Origin of the sequence: Allorhizobium sp. NPDC080224 (assembly GCF_050281005.1) — a bacterium.
In the GTDB taxonomy this organism is placed as follows: Bacteria; Pseudomonadota; Alphaproteobacteria; order Rhizobiales; family Rhizobiaceae; genus Allorhizobium.
On record NZ_JBNNWJ010000001.1, the window covers coordinates 1,493,010 to 1,512,686 of the forward strand.

A 19,677-nucleotide genomic window follows, 5' to 3' on the forward strand; every position below is an offset into this window, starting at 1 on the left:
GGGTGCCCTCAGCCGCGCCGCGCCGCCCATTCGGGGCGGAGGATGGACATCAGGAGGAAATCTGAGCGGCTGCCATCCGGCAGAAGCGCTGCCTCGCGGAGCACGCCTTCCTGGATGAAGCCGACTTTGCGATAGACGGTCTGCGCTCTCAAGTTGCCGCTCACCACGTCGAGCCAGAGGCGATGGGCATTGGTTTCGAGAAAGGCGAAGTCGACGGCGCCGGCAAGCAGCGGCGTGCCGAAGCCCTTTTCCGGGCTCGACACCGCGATGCGCTTGACACAGGCATTGCCGTCGCGCCGGTTGAGATCCATCAGTATGACGAAGCCGAGCGCAGAACCCTCGGCATTCTCGCCGATCAGATAGGCAAATGCCGGGTCGGCCAGATGCGCCCTGTGTTCGTCCAGACTGTAGCGCCCGATGAACTGGTCATAGCCCGGCTTGCGCTCGGTCTCCATGATGAACGGGATATCGGCCTCGGTCGCACGGCGCAGCCTAAGCGCCGTCACGGATCAGAACTCCACCGCTTCGACGCGCTTGTCGACGAAGCGCAGGCCAACGCCGCCGGAGATGAGCTTGAGCGCGAGATCGCCGAACAGCTCCTTGCGCCAGCCCTGAAGGGCTGCCACTTCGGCCTTTTCGCCTTCGGCCGCGATCTTTTCCAGATCGTCGCTGTTGGCGATGACCTTGGAGGCAACCCCATGCTTTTCCGAGGTGAGGCGCAGCAGAACTTTCAAGAGCTCGACAGCCGACTGTGTGCCTTCGGGTGCATGGGCGTGGCGCTGCAGATGCGGCATTTCAGACTTGGGAAGTGCAAGGGCCGTATTCACCTGCTCGATGATGGCGGCACCTGAAGACGAGCGTTCCCAGCCTTTCGGAATGGTGCGCAGGCGTCCGAGCGCCTCCACGTCCTTCGGCTGCTGCTGGGCGATCTCGTAAATGGCGTCATCTTTCAGCACACGCGAACGGGGCACGTTGCGCGAGCGGGCTTCCCGTTCACGCCAGGCAGCAACATATTGCATGACGGCAAGTTCCGTTGGCTTGCGCAGCCGCATCTTCAGCCGCTGCCAGGCCTGTTCCGGCGGCAGGTCATAGGTCTCGCGGGATTCGAGGATCGCCATTTCCTCGGTCAGCCATTCAGCCCTGCCTTCCGCTTCCAGCTGACCTTTCAGCTTCAGATAGACGTCGCGCAGATGGGTGACATCGGCCAGCGCATAATCGAGCTGCTTTTCCGACAGCGGGCGGCGGCTCCAGTCGGTGAAGCGCGAGGTCTTGTCGATATGGACGTTCTTCACCTTCTGCACGAGCTGGTCGTAGGAGACAGAATCGCCGAAGCCGCAGACCATGGCCGCGACCTGCGTATCGAAGATCGGATGCGGCAGAAGATCGCCGAGATGGAAGATGATTTCGATGTCCTGGCGGGCCGCATGGAAGACCTTCACGACGGCAGAATTGGCCATAAGCTCGAAGAAGGGCTTGAGGTCGAGCCCTTTGGCCATGGGATCGACAATGTATTCATGCTCCGGGCTCGCCATCTGGATCAGGCAGAGTTCCGGCCAGAAGGTCGTTTCGCGGAGAAATTCCGTGTCGATCGTGATGAAATCGGATTGAGCGAGGAGGCGGCAAGCCTCTTCGAGCGCAGCAGTGGTATCGATCATTTCGGCTCGGTCATGGAAACTACAGGATCAACCTTAGTTTCCCTTCTGGCCTTCCTTGTCAATATGAACGACTTGGAAAGCAGCCGGCAGCGGGCGATCCCGGGCGGATGTCCCCCTTATTCGTCGGGTTTGGCGCCCCTGAGCGCCGCGATGTTTTGGGCGTGGACGGCCTCATAGGGCGCGAAGTAGGTGAGCGTACCGGCGGCGAGTTCCGGCGCGATGAAGTCCTTCAGGCCCCGGTTTTCGAGATCGGGTTCACCCTGCCGGGAGAGAAGCCGCCCGAGATAGTCGCGCGTCGCTGTCACCAGCGACGGCGGATAACCGCCTGACGCGATTATCTGCTCGTCGCCGTGATTGGGCAGAATGCGGGAGAACTCGAGACCGGCCAGCCGGTCGAGCTCGGCGATGTGGAAGGCAGTGTTATCGGGCTCCGAGATATAGGTAACGGTGTCTTCCAGCGTGTCACCGGCCAGCAGCACGCCGAGATGCGGCAAGAGAAGAACGGTGCCGTCGGCGCTGTGAATGTTGAACTGCATCAGCTTTACGGTGATGTCGCCGACCTGAAGCGCCGTCTCGCCCTCGAAGGTCTCCGTCGGCATGACCACGGGGTTGATCGGCGGATCCTTCTCCGCAAGCACCTTGCGCTTTTCGATCAGCGTGTTGCGCGTCAGCTTGTTGGAGATGATCGGGCAGTCGATGAAGCCCGCATTGCCGGCGACATGATCCGTATGCCAGTGGCTGAGCACGACCCGGATACTGGTGACGCCGAGGCTGGAAAGATGACTGCGGATCGCGCGCGCATGCTCGAAGGAGATATGCGTGTCATAGACGAGCGCCTCTTTCCCCGATACGATCGCGTAGCTTGCGACACCGAGGCTATAGGCGCCATCATCGAGCCAGTTCGGCTTCTCGGAATGTAAACGTTTGCCGAGGATGCGCCCGTCATAGTAGGCGAAGAGCCCCGGATAGGGCTCGTGGATACGCATCGTCTCGGCAAGGCTCATGTCATGTCACTCGGAAATAGCCGGTCATGCCGGTCTTCTGGTGTTCGATGATGTGGCAGTGGAAGACCCAATCACCCGGATTGTCGGCCACCAGTGCAAGCTGGACCTTTTCATCCGGCAGCACAAGGTAGGTATCTGATACGAGCGGCTGGACTTCTCGCTTGTTCGAAGAGATCGCTTTGAAGTTCATGCCATGCAGATGGATCGGATGCGCATGCGGCGTGACGTTCTCGACATTAAGCAGATAGGTGCGACCGAGTTTTAGCTCCGCGATTGGCGCGGTTGGATCTGGCGTATCGCCGGGATAGGGCACCTTGTTGATCGCCCAGAAGGAATAGCCGAGCGTCCCGCAGATCGAATCGCGCGCCGCAGTCTCAGCGGTGGCGCTGAGCAGTAGCGGGATTTCCGTCGCGTTGGAAAGATCGGCCTCGACGCCCGCATTTTCCGCAAGCGACCCTAGATCGCCGAGATTGCGCTTGAGCGATGCGCCGACGGCCCTGAACCGCGCGACCACCTTCGGCGTCGACGGCCTGATATCCTCGAGCACCATCTCCACGCCTTCGCTGTCAGCGACGCGGACGGCAAGGTCCAGCCGCTGCCCGGGCGAGACGACGGCCATGTCGAGCGGTATGCGTTCCAACAGCGGATGTCCGTCGATCGCGATGATCTGCGCCTCGGCGCCGGCGAGCTTGAGATTGTAGATGCGGGTGACGTCGGCGGCGAGGATGCGGACACGCACGAGGCCGCCGGTCGGAACGTCATAACGCGGCTCGGGTTGCCAGTTGGCGGTCCTGAGCGTGCCGAAGGTCCCGGTCTTCGCCGCATCGCGCGGTTTGAACTGCTCGATGAACTGGCTGTCGCCGCCCAGTCGGAAATCCCTGAGGTTGAGCACCACTTCGCCATCGAAGACAGGATCGCGCTCGTCTTCCACCACCAGCACGCCAGCAAGCCCGCGACCCATCTGCGTGAGCGTGTTGCAATGCGGGTGATACCAGAAGGTCCCGGCATCCGGCGGCGAGAAGGCATAGTCGAAGCGGTCGCCGGTATAGACGTAAGGCTGGGTGACGAAGGGCACGCCGTCCTGGTCGTTCGGCAGGCGGATGCCGTGCCAGTGGATGGTGGTCGGCTCGTCCAGCCGGTTGATGAGCCGCGCCTTGAAGGCTTCGCCGCGTCTGGCGCGCAGGATGGGTGGCGAGGGATCTGTCGATGTCTGTCCAGAGAGCGCATAACGCATCACCCCACGCGTCGCCTGCTTGCCGTCGAGCAGCACATCGCCCGTCAGCGCCTCGATCTCGACGGGGTCGGTGGCGGCCAACGCCTGGCTAAGACGCGGCATCACTGCAAGACCCGCGCCGTAGGCGCCAAGCACGGCGGCGGATTTAAGAAGGGTGCGGCGGGAAACAAAGGTCACGGTCGGAACTCTCGCTGGTCGCCCTGTTTTTAAAGTTGAGATGATCGATCAGCAATAGCCCGCGTCAGCCATGCTGTCGCAGGACTGACGACGATCAACTCAGCCGCCATCCTTCTCGTTCGGTGGCGTGGCGAGCTTGCTGAAAAAGGTCGAGGTGCGCAGCAGACTGCGGAAGCGCATCCGCCGCTTCTCCGTCGGCACGGCATCGCGCGTCCGGATGCGAGCGAGTGTATAGGCGGCGAAGAAGGTCAAGACGACGATCACATAGGCAAACAGCGCATGCGGCCCGAAGACCTCCATCAGGAAGGACGCAATCAGCGGGCCGACGACTGCGCCGATCGACCAGAAGAACAGCGTACCGGCCGAGACCAGCGCATGCTGGCCCGGTGCTGCATGGTCATTGGCATGCGCCGAGCAGAGCGAATAGAGCGGCAGGGCAAAGGCCCCGAAGGCGAAGATGCCGATGAAGTTGGCAAGCTCCCCATCGCCTGCCAGAAAGGCGAGGAAGATCGAGGCGAGCAGCGCCCCGATCGTCGAGACCAGGATGATGACGCGGCGGTCCAGTTTGTCGGAGTAATGGCCGAGCGGATATTGCAGCACGATGCCGGCAAAGATGCCGATGCTCATGAAGGTCGCGATCGCCGTCACCGATAGGCCGATGCCATCGGCATAGATCGGCCCGAGCGAGCGGAAGCTCGAATTGGTGAGCCCGATGACGATGCAGCCGACGGTGGCGAGCGGCGAGACGGACCACAGGACCTTGATGTCGAACTTGACGTCCTTCGGCGGCGCGGGGCTCGACTTGTCGGCAAAGGAGATCGGCACGAGCGAAAGCGAAAGCGCCATGGCGATGATCGCGAAGAGGTCGAAGCCGGAGACCCCGAAGAGCGGGATCATGTACTGCGCCGCCGTCACCGAGCCGAGATCGACGAAGCGATAGACGGAGAGGGTGCGCGCCCGGGTGGCATTGGTGACGCGGGCGTTGAGCCAGCTTTCGACGACGGCAAACAGGCCGGCAAAGCAGATGCCCTGCACGAGGCGCATCAGAAACCAGGAGATCGGGTCGATCACCAGCACCATCATGATCGAGGCGGCGGACGCGATGGCGGCCAGCGCCGAGAAGGCGCGGATATGGCCGATCGCCCGCATGACCTTGGTGATGTAGACGCAGCCGATCACGAAGCCGAGGAAATAGCCCGTACCGACCATGCCGATGACCGAAGTGCTGAAACCTTCCTCGATGCCACGCAGCGAGATGAAGGTGCCCTGTAGGCCGTTGCCGCCGATCAGGATGCCGGCGGTGATGAGGAGGGGAATGAGAGGGCGGATATCATGCATGAGAGGCCTGCGGGCCACGGCGAGGGTCGGTGAGTCGGTGCCGCGGCGGGTCCAAATTCCTAGACCTGTTTGACAGGTCGCGACAGGCCAAAAACATCGCCCGTCGCAACGCGCCCGGAATTTGCCGTCAGAGGAAGGGCTGCCCCTGAACGGCCTGGACGAAGGTGGCAACGACGACGCCGATCGAGACGAGTGCGCCGACCAGTATGCCGGGTCTGGCAAGGCCGGGCGCGAACCGGTCGAGACCAAGGCCGAGAAGCGGCAGTGCCTGCATGATGTGGGTGGCGAAGAAATGCGGCACGCGCAGATCGCCGCCGCTGCGCGACCAGCCGAACAGCGGCAGTCCGCCGAGATCCGTCCTGACCCCGCCGACCCAATGGCCCGGCCCGCCGATTTCACCGCTGCCGAGCGCAAAGGCGGTGAAGAGTGTCGCCGCGCTGCCAAGCACGAGGCCCCAGCCGCCGCCGAGCCTCAAGCCAGCAGTTGCGGCAGGGCTTGGGCGCAGCAGGATGTAAACGCCGATCACGAGGCTCGACAGCACCAGAAGGGCGGCACCGGCCCCCATGACGCTATAGGCCATCGCCTCGAAGGGCGTCGAGTCATTGAAGTGTGACGCCCGGCCACGCGCCGCCTGTAATGTGATGTAGAGGATCTCGCCGCTCGCCGTGATGACGGCAGTAAGGCTTGCCAGCCAGACGCCGCGACCGGCCCGTGTTCTCGGTTCGATGAGCGGCAGGAGCAAAAGCAGGGTCCCGAGCATCAGGGCGAGAGAGGCCTGGAATTTCAGCGGCTTGCTCCAGACGCTGATGTCGTTGAGCAGGCGTTCGTCGACACCGAGCGCGATCAGGCTCGGGATGGCGAGAGCCAGCTGCAACCCGATGCCGACGATCAGCAGGCGGCGGACGCCGTCCTCCCCGGTGGCGAGATCGCGCGAGGGTGCAAGCGCGACACTGTCGTTGAAAAGCATGGTCATGGTTCAGGCCTTTCGGGGCTCGAGCGCGGTTTCTGTCGCGCGGGTGAGATAAAAGAGCAGGAGCCCGAGCGGGCCGAACATGAAGGTCGCGACCAGCATCGGCGCCTGCAGCAGGCGATTGTACCCGCGCTTGTCGGCCTCGCCGGCAATCCAGGTGCCGATGAAGAGGTCGAAGGCGAGGTAATGCACCCAGCCGGCGACGAGGACCGGATCGTCCATGAAGAGCGCCCTGACTTCCGCAATCGAGCCGAAGCCACCGCCCTCGACGCGGAAGAAGTAGACGAAGACCAGCACGGCATAGGTGAGCGACAGCGCGCCGATCAGGCCGAAGCGGATGAAACCGATGAGGGCGCGCCATCGCGGCGCCAGAATGAGCACCAGCCAGCCGGTCATGGCCGCGCTGCTGGCAAGCGAAAACACGGTATCGGGATTCATCGAGGCGCTCCATCTTGACGGTGACAAGATGAGGATGGTCCAAAACTTGGCAATGTCAAGATTGATTTTGACGGCGTGGATTCGAGCGGTTATGAAGGGGCATGGCAAGACAGAAATCCTATCACCATGGCGACCTGCGCCAGGCCTTGATCGACAATGGGCTCATGATGCTGGAGGAGCAGGGTCTCGAAGGGCTGACGCTCCGCAAGCTCGCCGCCCGGGTCGGCGTTTCCCATGCGGCCCCCGAACATCATTTCCCGACCCTGCGGCATCTGATGACCGCCTTTGCCGTCGAGGGCTTCAGGCTGTTTGCTGCCTCGATGCGCGAGGCGATGGCGGCAGCCCCTGATGATCCGGCAGAGCAGCTACGGGCCGCCTCCCGCGGCTATCTGAACTTTGCGAGGTCCAGCCCACATCTCTTCCGCCTGATGTTCACCGCCAACCGCCTCGACTGGGACGACCCGGCCATCGGTCCGCCAGCCAATGCCGCCCATGCCGTTCTGGAGGAGATCTCACTGCCAGTGGCGAAGCGGATGAAACTGGACACGCCGGAGGGCAGGGCGGCCGTCGAGCAACTCGTCTGGTCGCAGATCCATGGCCACGCGCATCTGATGATCGACGGCAAGCTGCCACCGGAGGGCGACGGCGGCACCGGCTGCGAGCCGTTTGTGGCGCCGTTGGATCTGGCGAGTGTATTGTTGCCGGAGTGAGGAGCGGTTTGCGCTGGCCGTTCGATAAATTGGTGCTCGGGTGGTGTTTCCACAAAGGGGACGTGCCAAGGCGGAAGCAAGGAGCAAGGAAAGAAGTCGCACGAAAGGCGGACCGAACCTAGCGCAAGAAGGACGGGCCGAAGATGATCGGCCGACACTGCCTCCATTCCGTATGGAGTGGGCGCCCTTCCTTTTGGGTTGGAGATCAGCCTTCCCCACTGTTCAGTGGAGAACCGAGAAGCAATTCTTCATCGATCCTTTCCGGTTGCAGGAAGCGTGGATGTTCGAGAAGGCATCTCAGGATGTATCGCAGAATTTCGATAGCGGCGTTCCTCTCTGGGATAAAGCGCTCCTCGTCTGGGACGACCTGCTTCGCCTTTTTCATGAACGTGCTTCCATGCACGATTTTTGATCTGGTCTCGTACAACTTCTTTACCGCCGCCAAAACTTCTGTTGCTTTCCGGTCGCCTTGATGTGCCGCCAGAGCTCCCGCCCGCATTCTGATCTTGTATGCGATTGCTTCGCCCTTCGTATCCCCGAGTAGGATTTCCAAAGCGATCGTGGCGTCAAGGATCGCGTCCATGGCGTCATCCCGGCTCATGCAGGTATTCAGACGCTTAAGCGCAAGCCGAACCCTGTCTTCTGGCCTTTCGAGTATGAGGTTGTAGAGCCGTTTGACATCGTCCATCTGCTCTTTGGTTATTCTCGATTGCCCTCCATAAACCCAGCCATATTGATCGAATTCGGAAGGGTATCGGCGGTAGGTGGCGCCATAGATTGTCGGTAGATCGCAATAGATGTCGACCACTGCGTTCGTAGGCAGAAAGGCTATCTGAGCATACCCTGTTTTTGCCCCCGTGGCACCGCGCAGCGCCGCGAAGAAGAGGTCCGCTTCGTCGAGAACGTTCCTTGATGGATCGTTGAGCGAGTGGCGGAGCTGGTCGCGTGTTGTTACCTCCACGCTCCATGCCGTCGAGACGAAGGCGTGGGTTGCTGCTCCTACAACGTGCTTGACGGCCCCCGAACCGCGCAAGTCCATTCGGGCGCGTGAGAGCTGGATGCCCTTCGGAATACGGGTGATATAGGTCGTATCCGTGAGGCGGTAATGATCAACGTCAAAGTGCGTTAACGCGATTGGCACGATTAGCTTGAGAAAGACCTGATTTGTCAGGCAACCGAAGAGCATCTTAGCAATCGCACGCCAGCGCAGCTGGTTATCGAGCGGTCCGGTGCCGAAACGCTGAAAGTAACTTTCGACGGTGCTGGAAACCATAACGTGGACAGAGAATTCCGACACCTTGTCGCTGTGGTGGGAAATGAACTTTTTGCCAAGATCGTTCGACTGGAGGAATTCTGTCAGCCTGATGATTGACGGCAGCTGCTTCTCGTCTTTTCCGATCATTAGAACACTTAGAAGCCCATAGCCCCTAACAGTCTGGACGTAGTTTTTTCGGCCTGCCTTGTCGAAGGTTCCGGTCTCAGTGAAAGTAGGAAATCCAGCGTCGCCTATCATCATTTGCGGGTAATCGTAATGGTTCGAGAGGTATTGGTTGGGGTTCCTCAGCTTCTCCAAAACCGCCGCGTGTAGTTCGTCAAATGCCTCCTCGAAAAGATCGATGAACCTTTGAACAACTTCCAACTTTCCAGAATTTTCGTCGCCGTCTGCCAACTCGGTTTCCGCCATCAGAGCATATCCCTTCCGCCCCATATCAAAAGCAAGCCACATCCCATACGCCGTAGCACGCGTTACTACGGTGAGTGTCTACCTTCTTGCCTGCGCCGCCAAGAGGCTGAGATTCCGCTCTCGGTCTCACATCCGCCAAACGCCATCCTCCACCCTGCGCCAAATCCACAGTACCCAAGGCCCGTAACTCCTCCAGCCTTGACAAATCAGGCGCACCATGCGCTTTTCCGCCCGATTTTCTATCGGTCGCGCGCCTCGTCTGTTGGTGCCTTTTCGACCGTCACATTCGGGATACCTGATCATGCATCGTTACCGCAGCCACACCTGTGCCGCTCTTCGCAAATCCGACGTCGGTCAGACCGTCCGCCTCTCGGGCTGGGTCCATCGCGTTCGTGACCATGGCGGCGTGCTCTTCATCGACCTGCGCGATCACTATGGCATCACCCAGGTCGTGGCCGATCCGGATAGCCCGGCCTTCAAGGCGGCCGAAACCGTGCGTGGCGAGTGGGTCATCCGCATCGACGGCCTGGTCAAGGCCCGCACGGACGACACCGTCAACAAGAACATGCCGACCGGCGAGATCGAACTCTACGCTCAGGAGATCGAAGTTCTCTCGGCCGCCAAGGAATTGCCGCTGCCGGTCTTCGGCGAGCCCGACTATCCGGAAGACGTGCGCCTGAAGTACCGCTTCCTCGATCTGCGCCGCGACACGCTGCACAAGAACATCGTAAAGCGCACCCAGATCATTTCCGCCATGCGCAATGGTATGGCCGCTGCCGGCTTTGCCGAATATTCGACCCCGATCCTGACGGCGTCGTCGCCGGAAGGTGCGCGCGACTTCCTCGTGCCGAGCCGTATCCACGAAGGCAAGTTCTTCGCATTGCCCCAGGCCCCGCAGCAGTACAAGCAGCTGCTGATGGTCGCCGGTTTCGACCGCTATTTCCAGATCGCGCCCTGCTTCCGCGACGAAGACCCGCGCGCCGACCGTCTCCCGGGCGAATTCTACCAGCTCGACGTCGAGATGAGCTTCGTCACCCAGGAAGATGTCTGGGCAACGATGGAGCCGATGATGACGGAAGTCTTCGAGCAGTTCGCCGAAGGCAAGCCGGTCACCAAGGAATGGCCGCGCATCCCCTACGACGTCGCGATCCGCAAATATGGCTCCGACAAGCCCGACCTGCGCAACCCGATCGTCATGGAAGGCGTCACCGACCACTTCCGTGATTCCGGCTTCAAGGTCTTCGCCGGCATGATCGCCTCGAACCCGAAGGTCGAGATCTGGGCAATCCCGGCCAAGACCGGCGGTTCGCGCGCATTCTGCGACCGCATGAACGCCTGGGCGCAATCGACCGGCCAGCCGGGCCTCGGTTACATCTTCTGGAAGGAAGAGGACGGCAAGATCGCCGGCTCCGGCCCGCTCGCCAAGAACATCGGCGAAGAGCGCACCGAAGCAATCCGCCAGCAGCTCGGCCTCGAGCCGGGTGATGCGGCCTTCTTCGTCGCCGGCGACCCGGCCAAGTTCTACAAGTTTGCCGGTGAAGCCCGCACCCGCGCCGGCGAGGAACTGAACCTCGTTGATCGCGACCGTTTCGAAATGTGCTGGATCGTCGACTTCCCGTTCTACGAATACAACGAGGAAGAAAAGAAGATCGACTTTGCCCACAACCCCTTCTCGATGCCGCAGGGTGGTCTGGAAGCGCTGGAAAGCCAGGATCCGCTGTCGCTGAAGGCCTATCAGTATGACGCCGTCTGCAACGGCTTCGAAATCGCCTCGGGCTCGATCCGTAACCAGTCGCCGGAACTGATGGTCAAGGCTTTCGAGAAGGTCGGCCTGTCGAAGGACGACGTCGAGGAACGCTTTGGCGGCATGTACCGTGCCTTCCAGTATGGCGCTCCTCCGCATGGTGGCTGCGCCTTCGGTATCGACCGCGTGGTCATGCTGCTCGTCGGTGCGAAGAACTTGCGCGAAATCTCGCTCTTCCCGATGAACCAGCAGGCCCAGGACCTTCTGATGAACGCCCCGTCGCCGGCAACGCCAGCGCAGCTGCGCGATCTGGCCCTGCGCGTCGTGCCGCAGCCGAAGAAGGACTGATCCGCCTAAGGGATCTGGATATGACGAAGGCCGGGAACGATCCCGGCCTTTTTTGTTGATCTCACGGCCACGAAAAAGCCCGGCCGCTTTCGCGGGCCGGGCTTCTTTCTCGATCGATAACGATCAGTCGTTGGCGGTGACCTTGAGGCCGATCAGGCCCGGAATGGTTTCCGGTGCGCCCATGGCGGCGCCCATGATCATCGGGAAGGCGACCGGGTTGGCAGGCGCTGCAGCGATCGTCAGCGCCTTCGGATCGTCGATATAGGTGTTCACGGCGGCCGAGATTTCGTTCTGGATCGCGCCGAGCTTCGCCTGGGCGAGGAGGATCGGCAGCATGCCCTTGACCATCTGCGCCATCTGCGCGCCGTCGGCCCCCTGACTCTTGCCGGCATAGTCGAGGCCGCGCTTGGTGATGCCGGCATCCTCGAAGCGGATCTGCGCGTCAACCAGCGACAGTTGCTGCACGAGACCGAGCATGGCAAGGCCCGCTGCCTGCTGGGCCTGCTCGTTCTGCGGCTGTGCCTGCATCATGCGGGCCTGTTCCTGCATCTGCTTGACGAGGTCGAGCGTGTAGCCGGACATCGAGAAGGCGAGGGAGAGCTTGCCGACATTGGCGAAATCGATCGAGTAGTCTTCGATGTCGATCGTGCCGCTTTCAACCTCCCAGCTGCCGGACATGTTCATGCTGCCGTCGAGCGTGGTGAGGCCGAGCGCTTCGATCTGCGCCTTGGCCTGCGGGTCCTCGACGGTGCTGAGATCGGCCTTCACGCCGGTGACGTTGCCTTCGAAGGTGATCGTGCTCTCGTCGTCCGACAGACCCATCGTGCCGACCGCTTCCGCCATCGAGAAGACCGACTTGCCGTCAACCGTGACATCGACCGGGCCGCTATGGGCCTCTTCGTAGAACATCAGCGAATCAATGCCCTCGGCATTGGCGTCGCCCGGCACATAGACGCCGGCCAGATAGAGATCCTGAACCTTGAAGCTCGACTTTTCCTCGGTGACATTCACCTCGGGGAATTCGACGCGTTCGATGAAATAGGCGCCGCCTTCTTCCTCGGTCACGCCTTCCAGCGTCAGTTCTTCAAGCATCAGGGGCTTTTCAGCCGTGGCGCCTTCGACCCCGAGCTTCAGGCCCTTGAGGACCACGTTCGAGCCGTCGACCTCGACGTTTTCAGCCGTGATGTTGCTGCCGCCCGTCGCGAAGGCAGCATTGATCTTCTTCAACAAATCCTGCCCGTCCAGCGCAAAGGCGGGACCCGTGAAGGCAGTGAGCGCAGCGCTCGCAAGCAGAAGTCGGGTGGAGCGGTACAGGGTCATGAGAAGGTCCTTCGTTCTGGTTCCGCGGGAGGTGCGGACAAAATTGGTCGCCGATATTTATAAGTGGGATTGAAAAAACGTCCACCGGTTTTCGCCATAGCCTGATGCACGCAGATTGCGGCGTGATGGCGGTCACATCGCCTTAATCCACAGGCAGAATCCCCGGATTCCTTGCTGTTGCGGGTCTTCTCCGCTAGGGGAAACCCATGGGGACAAATCAGCTTCCGCCCGATGAGGGTGGCGATCACATTCTTCCGGTCGACCTGAAGGCGGCGCTCGAAGAGCGTTATCTCGCCTATGCCTTGTCGACGATCATGCATCGCGCGCTGCCGGACGTCCGCGACGGGCTCAAACCCGTGCATCGCCGCATCATCCACGCGATGAGCGAGATGGGCATCCGCCCGAACTCGGCGTTCAAGAAATGCGCCCGTATCGTCGGCGACGTCATCGGTAAGTTCCACCCGCATGGCGACCAGTCGGTCTATGATGCGCTGGTGCGCCTCGCGCAGGACTTCTCCCAGCGCTATCCGGTGGTGGACGGGCAGGGCAACTTCGGCAATATCGACGGCGACAGTGCAGCCGCCTATCGTTACACCGAAGCCCGCATGACCGACGTCGCGGCCCTTTTGCTCGAAGGCATCGACCAGGATGCTGTCGATTTTCGCCCGACCTATAACGAGGAAGACGACGAGCCGACGGTTCTGCCGGGCGCTTTCCCGAACTTGCTCGCCAATGGTGCCTCGGGGATCGCGGTCGGCATGGCGACGTCCATTCCGCCGCACAATGCCCATGAGCTCTGCGATGCGGCCCTCTATCTGATCAAGAACCCAGGTGCCCCCGTCGAGGAGCTGCTGGCAGATCCCGCCCATCCGGAACGCGGCGGCATCGAAGGACCCGACTTCCCGACCGGTGGCGTGATCGTCGAGAGCCGCGCCTCGATGCTCGAGACCTATCGCACCGGCCGCGGTGGTTTCCGCGTCCGTGCCAAATGGGAGACGGAAGACCTTGGCCGCGGCGGCTACCAGATCATCGTCACCCAGATCCCCTTCCAGGTGCAGAAGTCGCGCCTGATCGAAAAGATTGCCGAACTGCTCATCGCCCGCCGCCTGCCGCTCTTGGAAGACGTGCGCGACGAAAGTGCGGAAGATGTTCGTCTTGTGCTGGTGCCGAAGAGCCGCACGGTCGACGCCACGCTGCTGATGGAATCGCTCTTCAAGCTCACCGAGCTCGAAAGCCGTATTCCGCTCAACATGAACGTGCTGTCCCAGGGCAAGGTGCCCAAGGTCATGGCCCTCAACGAGGTGCTGACCGAGTGGCTCGCCCACCGCAAGGACGTGCTCATCCGTCGTTCGAAGTTCCGTCTGGCCGCCATCGACCGGCGCCTGGAAATCCTCGGCGGCCTCTTGATCGCCTATCTCAACCTCGACGAGGTGATCCGGATCATCCGCGAGGAGGACGAGCCTAAGCCTGTGCTGATCGCCAAATGGGATCTGACCGACAACCAGGCCGAAGCCATCCTCAACATGCGGTTGCGCAACCTTCGCAAGCTCGAGGAATTCGAGATCCGCAAGGAGCATGAGGCGCTCTCGGCCGAGAAGGCCGAGATCGAATCCCTGCTCGCCTCCGATGACAAGCAGTGGCAGACCGTCGCCTGGGAAATCGGCGAGGTGAAGAAGAAATACGCCAAGGCGACCGAGCTCGGACGCCGCCGCACCGTCTTCTCCGACGCTCCGAGTGCGGATGTCGAAGCGATCCAGCAGGCGATGATCGAAAAGGAACCGATCACCGTCGTCATCTCCGAGAAGGGCTGGATCCGCGCGCTGAAGGGCCACATCTCCGACACCTCGTCGCTGACTTTCAAGGAAGGCGACGCGCTAAAGGTTGCCTTCCCGGCCCAGACGACAGACAAGATCCTCCTCGTGACAACGGGTGGCAAGGTTTACACGCTTGGCGGCGACAAGCTGCCCGGTGGCCGTGGCCATGGCGAGCCGCTGCGCATCATGGTCGACATGGAAAACGACCAGGACGTGCTGACCGCTTTCGTGCACGATGCCAGCCGCAAGCTGATCTTCGTCTCGACGGCCGGCAACGGCTTCATCGTGCCGGAAGGCGAGGTCGTCGCCAACACCCGCAAGGGCAAGCAGATCATGAATGTCGGCATGCCGGACGAGGCAAAGCTCGTGGTGCCCGTCAGCGGCGATCATCTGGCTGTGGTCGGCGAAAACCGCAAGCTGCTGGTCTTCCCGCTGATACAGATCCCGGAAATGACCCGCGGCAAGGGCGTGCGCCTGCAGCGCTACAAGGATGGCGGCATCTCCGACGTCAAGTTCTTCGCGATGGCAGACGGTCTGACCTGGGCCGACAGTGCCGGACGCACTTTCACCAAGACGAAGGATGAACTCGTCGAATGGCAGGGCGATCGCGCGTCTGCCGGCCGCCTCGTCCCGAAGGGCTTCCCGCGCAGCGGCAAATTCTCGGGCTGATCACAAGGCCTCACACAATGACGGCCGGTCGTCTCGCGGCCGGCTTTTCTGTGTCAGCCACGCTCCCAGATCGACCAGATCCCCATCATCGTTGCTGCATTGCCCAGGATGAAATGCGAGACGATGGGGCCGGCGAGGTTGCGATACTTCAGGTGCAGCCAGCCCCAGACGATGCCGGAGACGAGGGCGACGACGGCGAGCGACTGGGAATAGTGCAGATGCAGCGTGGAGAAGATCAGCGAGGTGATCACGATCGCCGACATCGGGCGGGTTTTGCCCGGCATCAGATCGGCAATCGCCGTCAGCAGCACCCCGCGGCAGATCCATTCCTGGAGTGGCGCGACGATGATGTAGGTGTAGACGGTGATCGTCACCAGCTTCGGGTCGATGACCGGCGTTCCCTGAAGCTCGGGATAGAGAAGGGTACGGAAATAGGCCATGGCGGCCAGAGCGACGGCGCTGATGGCCAGTCCCATGCCAACCGATTTCCAGAGGTTCTCCATCCGGATGCCCATGTCGTGTCGCGTCAGACCGCAGCGCACGGTCAGTCCCCAGATGACGAAGGCGCCCCAGACTTCCATCACCCGCGAAGTCCAGAACATCACCTGCGACTGATGGGTTACCTTGAGATTGGTCAGGATGAGGCTGTTCACTAGAGCGTAGATGTTGATCATCAGAACCATGGTGACGAAGAGGAAGGCGAGCGCGTGATAGCGCCGATCAGCCTCTTCGAGCGCCACGAACTGCTGCCTGAGCTTGCCGTAACTCGCCGACAGCTGAGCATAGATCTTGCGGAAGAAGAGGGTGGCGAGCTCGGGCCGATCGCTGAGAAACTCGCGATACTGCGCGCGGTCGATTGTCCAGCCACGCAGCGGTGTCAGCGTTCTGGCCGAAGCACTGCGCGGATCTCCGCTGATCAGCCCCAGTTCCCCGATAAGGGACCCTTCGCCGGCGATCGCGAGAACATTGCCGCTCTCCTCGTCATAGACCTCGATCTCGCCCTCGGCGATCAGGATGGCAAAGTGGCTATCGTCTCCCTTGCGGAAGAGGATCGTACCGGCTTCATGGTGCACCGGATCGACATGGCTGCGGAAGGCGTCGAGATAGCTGTCGCTCACCCTGATGGAGGTGTCTTTCAGCAGCTTCTCGGCAAAATCAGGCTGTCCGGCCCGTTGCGTTGCGTCGACCGTGCTCATGCGTGTATCCGTCCAGATTGGAATCTGGCCGGATACTACTGATTTCGTTCAGGAAACGCAGAGGTGTCGATCGTCCATTTCTGGGGTCAATCAGCACTCGCCCTTAAAGACCGGACACGCTCGCCAGTCGCGGAAAGGACTTGATCTTGACTTCGTCGATCGGCACTGGGCGGCCGAGATAATAGCCCTGTCCGAGTTCGATCCCGAGTTCGTGCATCAGCTCGACATGGTCGGCCGTCTCCAGGCCCTCGATCAGGATCTTCAGGCCGCGATTGCGGATGAGGCGGATGATGTCCTCGAGCATGGCGCGCCCTGCCGGACGGCGGGCATCCTGCAGGAAGGAGCGGTCGATCTTGACGGTGTCGAAGGGGAAGAGGCGCAGCCAGGAGAGGCCGGCAAAGCCTGTGCCGAAGTCGTCGAGCCAGATGCGGATCCCGAGCGCCTGCAGATCGGTGATGCAGCGGATGACATCCGACTGCCCCTCCATGTCGATGCCTTCGGTGATTTCGAAGGCGAGCTGCGAACCGGAAACGCCGGTCTCTTCGAGGATCGTCGAAACGGCCAGAGCAAAGCCGCGCGACTTGAGCTGAATGGCCGAGACATTGACGCTCGCCATCGGCGCTATGCCGGTTGCCAGCACTTCGGTGCAGGCTCGGCGGATCGCCCAGAGGCCGAGATCGAGGATCGCACCCGTGCGTTCGGCGACGGGGATGAACTGGGCCGGCGACAGCGGCGTGCCGTCGACCATCTTCATACGCATCAGCGACTCGACCGCTTCGACGCGGCCGGTGCGCAGGTTCTGGATCGGCTGGTAGACCAGATGCACGAGGTCGTTCTTGACCGCCATCCGGAGCGTCGCTGCGATATTCTCGTTGTCGTCGCTGGTCAGCGGATCGTTCGGGTTGAACAGCCGGATGCAGTTTCGACCATTCGCCTTGGCCGAATAGAGCGCCCGATCCGCCTCGTTGATGATGCGCTCGAGCTTGGGGCCGCTCTGCGGACGCGTATAGGAGGCGCCGACACTGACGGTCACCACCGCCTGGCCATCGCGCCGCTGGTCATGGACGAGATGCAATCCCTCGACGGCGCTGCGGATGATCTCGCAGAGTGCCATGACCTGATCGCGGCCCGTGACGCGCGACAGCACGATAAACTCTTCGCCACCATAGCGGCCGACCGAAGCGTTGAGCGGCTTCAGTGTGTCGTTGAGCACGCTCGCGACCAGGATCAGGCAGCGGTCGCCGGCCTGATGGCCGTAGAAATCATTGTATTTCTTAAAGAAGTCGACATCGACCAGGATCGCCGCAAAGGCCTTTCCTTCGCTCTGCCAGTCGTTCCAGTAGTCGCGAAGGCGCTTGTCCACAGCGCGGCGGTTTTCCATGCCGGTGAGGTAGTCGGTGTTGGAGAGACGCTCCAGAGCTTCCCCACGTTTCTCAGCCTCAGTGTGCTGATGAGCCGCTTCCACCGCATTGAGAAAGACGTTGTAGCGTTCCTCGTTGAGCTTCCAGTTCACGTAGGAGGTGAAGAGGAAGCAGGATGCATAGAACAGGACGACGACTACGGTCTGTTCCAGCGACAATGCGGGCGCATGCAGCATGCTGTAGAGGAAGATGACGAGGATCGTTGCCGACGTCATGACCGACAGCCGGAAGACGAGATTGAAGAACAGGTTTGCACTCATCATGAAGATGGTGCCGAACAGCATGTAATACCGGAATGCATCCTCAGCCGTGGTGTAGGTCGCCGGAATGAGCCAGGCAACATATCCGACGACAACAGTTGCGGCGCAACTGAGATCGACCCAATGGAGGCCGACCCGCCGCGCCACGCAGACCTCCATGACCGAGATTGCGAGGATCGCCGCAATCAGTCGTGCCGTGACAGTCTGGACTGCCACATCTGGCAAAAGGAAGGCATCCGCGACGCCGAAGAGAAGGTAGACGAGCGCCGCAAGCCACAGACCCTGACGGGTCTGGCGCAACTGCGTGAAGCTACGATGCGTCTGGTACAGCGCGTTCAGGGCAGGGAGGGTGATGGTCTTGGCATCGACTGCAGGAGGGCTGTAATTCGAACCGTCGCTCCATGCGGAATCAGCTGTAGACCCGCTGTGCATGTGCGGGTTTGTGACGCGATTTCCGCGCACTGGGTTCTTGATGACCCGATCCATCACGACTCCATCGTCACCGCGCACGTCATGCGCTCGTCTACACTAGCTCGCCCACGTGTTAACTATGTTTTAAAGTCTGACTAAATTCGGAGTGCACTTATTGCCATCCGCGATTATGGTTTACAAAGAATTAATGTGAGTTTTGACTAAATAAGGAGCGAAGTGTGAGTGATGTAAAGATTGCATTCGACGGACAGAGCCTCATCACGCCGGACTCTATTGCGGCGACGGTCTTTTCGACTTCGGTCGATGCCACCGATAAGGATCTTGCTCTGGCACGTGCCGAAATGGCACTTCACCTTCGTGTTGCGGAGCAGCAGTTCGAGCAGAAAACTGCCGTCAGCCAGATCATGCTCCGCTTGCTGACCGGCCTCCACGAAATCCGCAACCGATTTTCTCCCAAGGTCTGGGAGCAACTCATCCCGGTGGCCCAGAACCATGCCATCGCCCGCCATTTCCATGAGGATCCATTCACCCGCTGGTCTTTCGAAAAGCCGCGCGGTTACTCGGGTGACGCGGGTCTCCTCGACTTCATCTATGGCCATCCTTCGGTCCAGCCGATGCTGGATGCGGCAAGCCCGATGGGCAAGGAAGTCCATGCCTTCACCAGCCAGTCGCCGGCATGCGTTGCAGTGCGTGAACGCCGAGATCTGCTCGCTCAATTCGTTGACGACGTGGCGTCTTCTCGCGGCGGAGAGGCGGAAATCCTGACGATTGCAGCTGGCCATCTGCGTGAAGGTAGCATGTCGCAGGCCCTGAAGGACAAGGCGATCAAGCGGTGGATTGCGCTGGATCAGGACCCGATGAGCGTTGGCGCCGTCGCCAGCGAATTCGCCGGGACTGCGGTTGAAGCGGTCAACGGCTCAGTCCGTACGGTGCTGACCCGCGCGCAGACGCTCGGAACCTTCGACTTCGTCTATGCGGCCGGTCTCTACGACTATCTCGCCGACGAAGTTGCCATCAAGCTCTCGCAGCGTTGCCTGCAGATGCTGAAGCCGAACGGTACCTTCCTGTTTGCGAACTTCTCCCAGGAAGTGCCGGATGACGGCTATATGGAAACCTTCATGAACTGGGCGTTGTTGCTGCGTTCGGAAGAAGAAATGTGGCGCATCATGCGGGCGACGACAGAAGGCCTCGACGTCGAGTGCTCGCTCCGCTTCGGCCAGAACAAGAACATCGTCTACGGCATCATCCGTAAACTGTCCTGAA

15 protein-coding genes are annotated in these 19,677 nt (G+C 61.1%); 4 read left to right on the top strand and 11 right to left on the bottom strand.

What is annotated here, in order from left to right; genetic code table 11:
• Positions 1 to 8: 8 nt before the first annotated feature.
• From ACQKP1_RS07425 to ACQKP1_RS07455, 7 genes are all read right to left on the bottom strand, one after another.
• The gene (locus ACQKP1_RS07425; RefSeq protein WP_427274777.1) at positions 9 to 506 is read right to left on the bottom strand and encodes a GNAT family N-acetyltransferase; all 498 of its coding nucleotides are present in this window, start codon (positions 504 to 506) and stop codon (positions 9 to 11) included.
• Between the two features lie 3 nt (positions 507 to 509).
• A complete protein-coding gene (rnd, locus tag ACQKP1_RS07430; protein WP_427274778.1) occupies positions 510 to 1,655 on the bottom strand; it encodes a ribonuclease D in 1,146 nt (381 codons plus the stop codon).
• A 116-nt stretch (positions 1,656 to 1,771) separates the two neighbouring features.
• A complete protein-coding gene (locus ACQKP1_RS07435) occupies positions 1,772 to 2,659 on the bottom strand; it encodes an MBL fold metallo-hydrolase (RefSeq protein ID WP_427274779.1) in 888 nt (295 codons plus the stop codon).
• Position 2,660: 1 nt separating this feature from the next.
• On the bottom strand, positions 2,661 to 4,070 hold the full coding sequence (locus ACQKP1_RS07440; protein ID WP_427274780.1) for a multicopper oxidase family protein: 1,410 nt from the start codon (positions 4,068 to 4,070) through the stop codon (positions 2,661 to 2,663).
• Positions 4,071 to 4,169: 99 nt separating this feature from the next.
• Positions 4,170 to 5,408 (bottom strand): MFS transporter, encoded by a 1,239-nt coding sequence (locus ACQKP1_RS07445; protein WP_427274781.1) that lies wholly within the window; start codon positions 5,406 to 5,408, stop codon positions 4,170 to 4,172.
• A gap of 127 nt (positions 5,409 to 5,535) precedes the next feature.
• Positions 5,536 to 6,381 (bottom strand): hypothetical protein, encoded by an 846-nt coding sequence (locus ACQKP1_RS07450; RefSeq protein WP_427274782.1) that lies wholly within the window; start codon positions 6,379 to 6,381, stop codon positions 5,536 to 5,538.
• A 3-nt stretch (positions 6,382 to 6,384) separates the two neighbouring features.
• Positions 6,385 to 6,816, bottom strand: coding sequence for an ABA4-like family protein (locus ACQKP1_RS07455; RefSeq protein ID WP_427274783.1), 432 nt, complete (start codon positions 6,814 to 6,816; stop codon positions 6,385 to 6,387).
• Positions 6,817 to 6,917: 101 nt separating this feature from the next.
• Here ACQKP1_RS07455 and ACQKP1_RS07460 point away from each other — a divergent pair, with 101 nt between their 5' ends.
• A complete protein-coding gene (locus ACQKP1_RS07460; RefSeq protein WP_427274784.1) occupies positions 6,918 to 7,526 on the top strand; it encodes a TetR/AcrR family transcriptional regulator in 609 nt (202 codons plus the stop codon).
• A 205-nt stretch (positions 7,527 to 7,731) separates the two neighbouring features.
• Here the strand turns inward: ACQKP1_RS07460 and ACQKP1_RS07465 are convergent, their stop codons facing one another.
• A complete protein-coding gene (locus ACQKP1_RS07465) occupies positions 7,732 to 9,210 on the bottom strand; it encodes a hypothetical protein (RefSeq protein ID WP_427274785.1) in 1,479 nt (492 codons plus the stop codon).
• Positions 9,211 to 9,511: 301 nt separating this feature from the next.
• On the opposite strand from ACQKP1_RS07465, the gene aspS reads away from it, so the two are divergent.
• On the top strand, positions 9,512 to 11,302 hold the full coding sequence (gene aspS / locus ACQKP1_RS07470) for an aspartate--tRNA ligase (protein ID WP_427274786.1): 1,791 nt from the start codon (positions 9,512 to 9,514) through the stop codon (positions 11,300 to 11,302).
• A gap of 123 nt (positions 11,303 to 11,425) precedes the next feature.
• On the opposite strand, the gene ACQKP1_RS07475 is transcribed toward aspS, so the two are convergent.
• On the bottom strand, positions 11,426 to 12,622 hold the full coding sequence (locus ACQKP1_RS07475; protein ID WP_427274787.1) for a hypothetical protein: 1,197 nt from the start codon (positions 12,620 to 12,622) through the stop codon (positions 11,426 to 11,428).
• A 206-nt stretch (positions 12,623 to 12,828) separates the two neighbouring features.
• On the opposite strand from ACQKP1_RS07475, the gene parC reads away from it, so the two are divergent.
• Positions 12,829 to 15,105 (top strand): DNA topoisomerase IV subunit A, encoded by a 2,277-nt coding sequence (gene parC / locus ACQKP1_RS07480; protein WP_427274788.1) that lies wholly within the window; start codon positions 12,829 to 12,831, stop codon positions 15,103 to 15,105.
• 53 nt (positions 15,106 to 15,158) lie between these two features.
• Here parC and ACQKP1_RS07485 read toward each other — a convergent pair whose 3' ends face one another.
• Positions 15,159 to 16,301, bottom strand: a complete 1,143-nt coding sequence (locus ACQKP1_RS07485; RefSeq protein ID WP_427274789.1) for a cyclic nucleotide-binding domain-containing protein — start codon at positions 16,299 to 16,301, stop codon at positions 15,159 to 15,161.
• Between the two features lie 103 nt (positions 16,302 to 16,404).
• Positions 16,405 to 18,468 carry a putative bifunctional diguanylate cyclase/phosphodiesterase gene (locus ACQKP1_RS07490; protein ID WP_427274790.1) on the bottom strand — a complete coding sequence of 688 codons (2,064 nt, stop codon included), beginning with the start codon at positions 18,466 to 18,468 and terminating at the stop codon, positions 16,405 to 16,407.
• Between the two features lie 164 nt (positions 18,469 to 18,632).
• Here ACQKP1_RS07490 and ACQKP1_RS07495 point away from each other — a divergent pair, with 164 nt between their 5' ends.
• Positions 18,633 to 19,676, top strand: coding sequence for a class I SAM-dependent methyltransferase (locus ACQKP1_RS07495; protein ID WP_427274791.1), 1,044 nt, complete (start codon positions 18,633 to 18,635; stop codon positions 19,674 to 19,676).
• Position 19,677 lies beyond the last annotated feature (1 nt).

Excerpts from the sequence above, each read along its gene's own strand:
- ACQKP1_RS07465 (WP_427274785.1), bottom strand. The coding sequence starts at position 9,210 with ATGGCGGAAACCGAGTTGGCAGACGGCGACGAAAATTCTGGAAAGTTG.
- parC (WP_427274788.1), top strand. The coding sequence starts at position 12,829 with ATGGGGACAAATCAGCTTCCGCCCGATGAGGGTGGCGATCACATTCTT.
- ACQKP1_RS07435 (WP_427274779.1), bottom strand. The coding sequence starts at position 2,659 with ATGAGCCTTGCCGAGACGATGCGTATCCACGAGCCCTATCCGGGGCTC.
- ACQKP1_RS07455 (WP_427274783.1), bottom strand. The coding sequence starts at position 6,816 with ATGAATCCCGATACCGTGTTTTCGCTTGCCAGCAGCGCGGCCATGACC.
- ACQKP1_RS07475 (WP_427274787.1), bottom strand. The coding sequence starts at position 12,622 with ATGACCCTGTACCGCTCCACCCGACTTCTGCTTGCGAGCGCTGCGCTC.
- ACQKP1_RS07445 (WP_427274781.1), bottom strand. The coding sequence starts at position 5,408 with ATGCATGATATCCGCCCTCTCATTCCCCTCCTCATCACCGCCGGCATC.
- ACQKP1_RS07460 (WP_427274784.1), top strand. The coding sequence starts at position 6,918 with ATGGCAAGACAGAAATCCTATCACCATGGCGACCTGCGCCAGGCCTTG.
- aspS (WP_427274786.1), top strand. The coding sequence starts at position 9,512 with ATGCATCGTTACCGCAGCCACACCTGTGCCGCTCTTCGCAAATCCGAC.
- ACQKP1_RS07485 (WP_427274789.1), bottom strand. The coding sequence starts at position 16,301 with ATGAGCACGGTCGACGCAACGCAACGGGCCGGACAGCCTGATTTTGCC.
- ACQKP1_RS07450 (WP_427274782.1), bottom strand. The coding sequence starts at position 6,381 with ATGACCATGCTTTTCAACGACAGTGTCGCGCTTGCACCCTCGCGCGAT.
- rnd (WP_427274778.1), bottom strand. The coding sequence starts at position 1,655 with ATGATCGATACCACTGCTGCGCTCGAAGAGGCTTGCCGCCTCCTCGCT.
- ACQKP1_RS07490 (WP_427274790.1), bottom strand. The coding sequence starts at position 18,468 with ATGGATCGGGTCATCAAGAACCCAGTGCGCGGAAATCGCGTCACAAAC.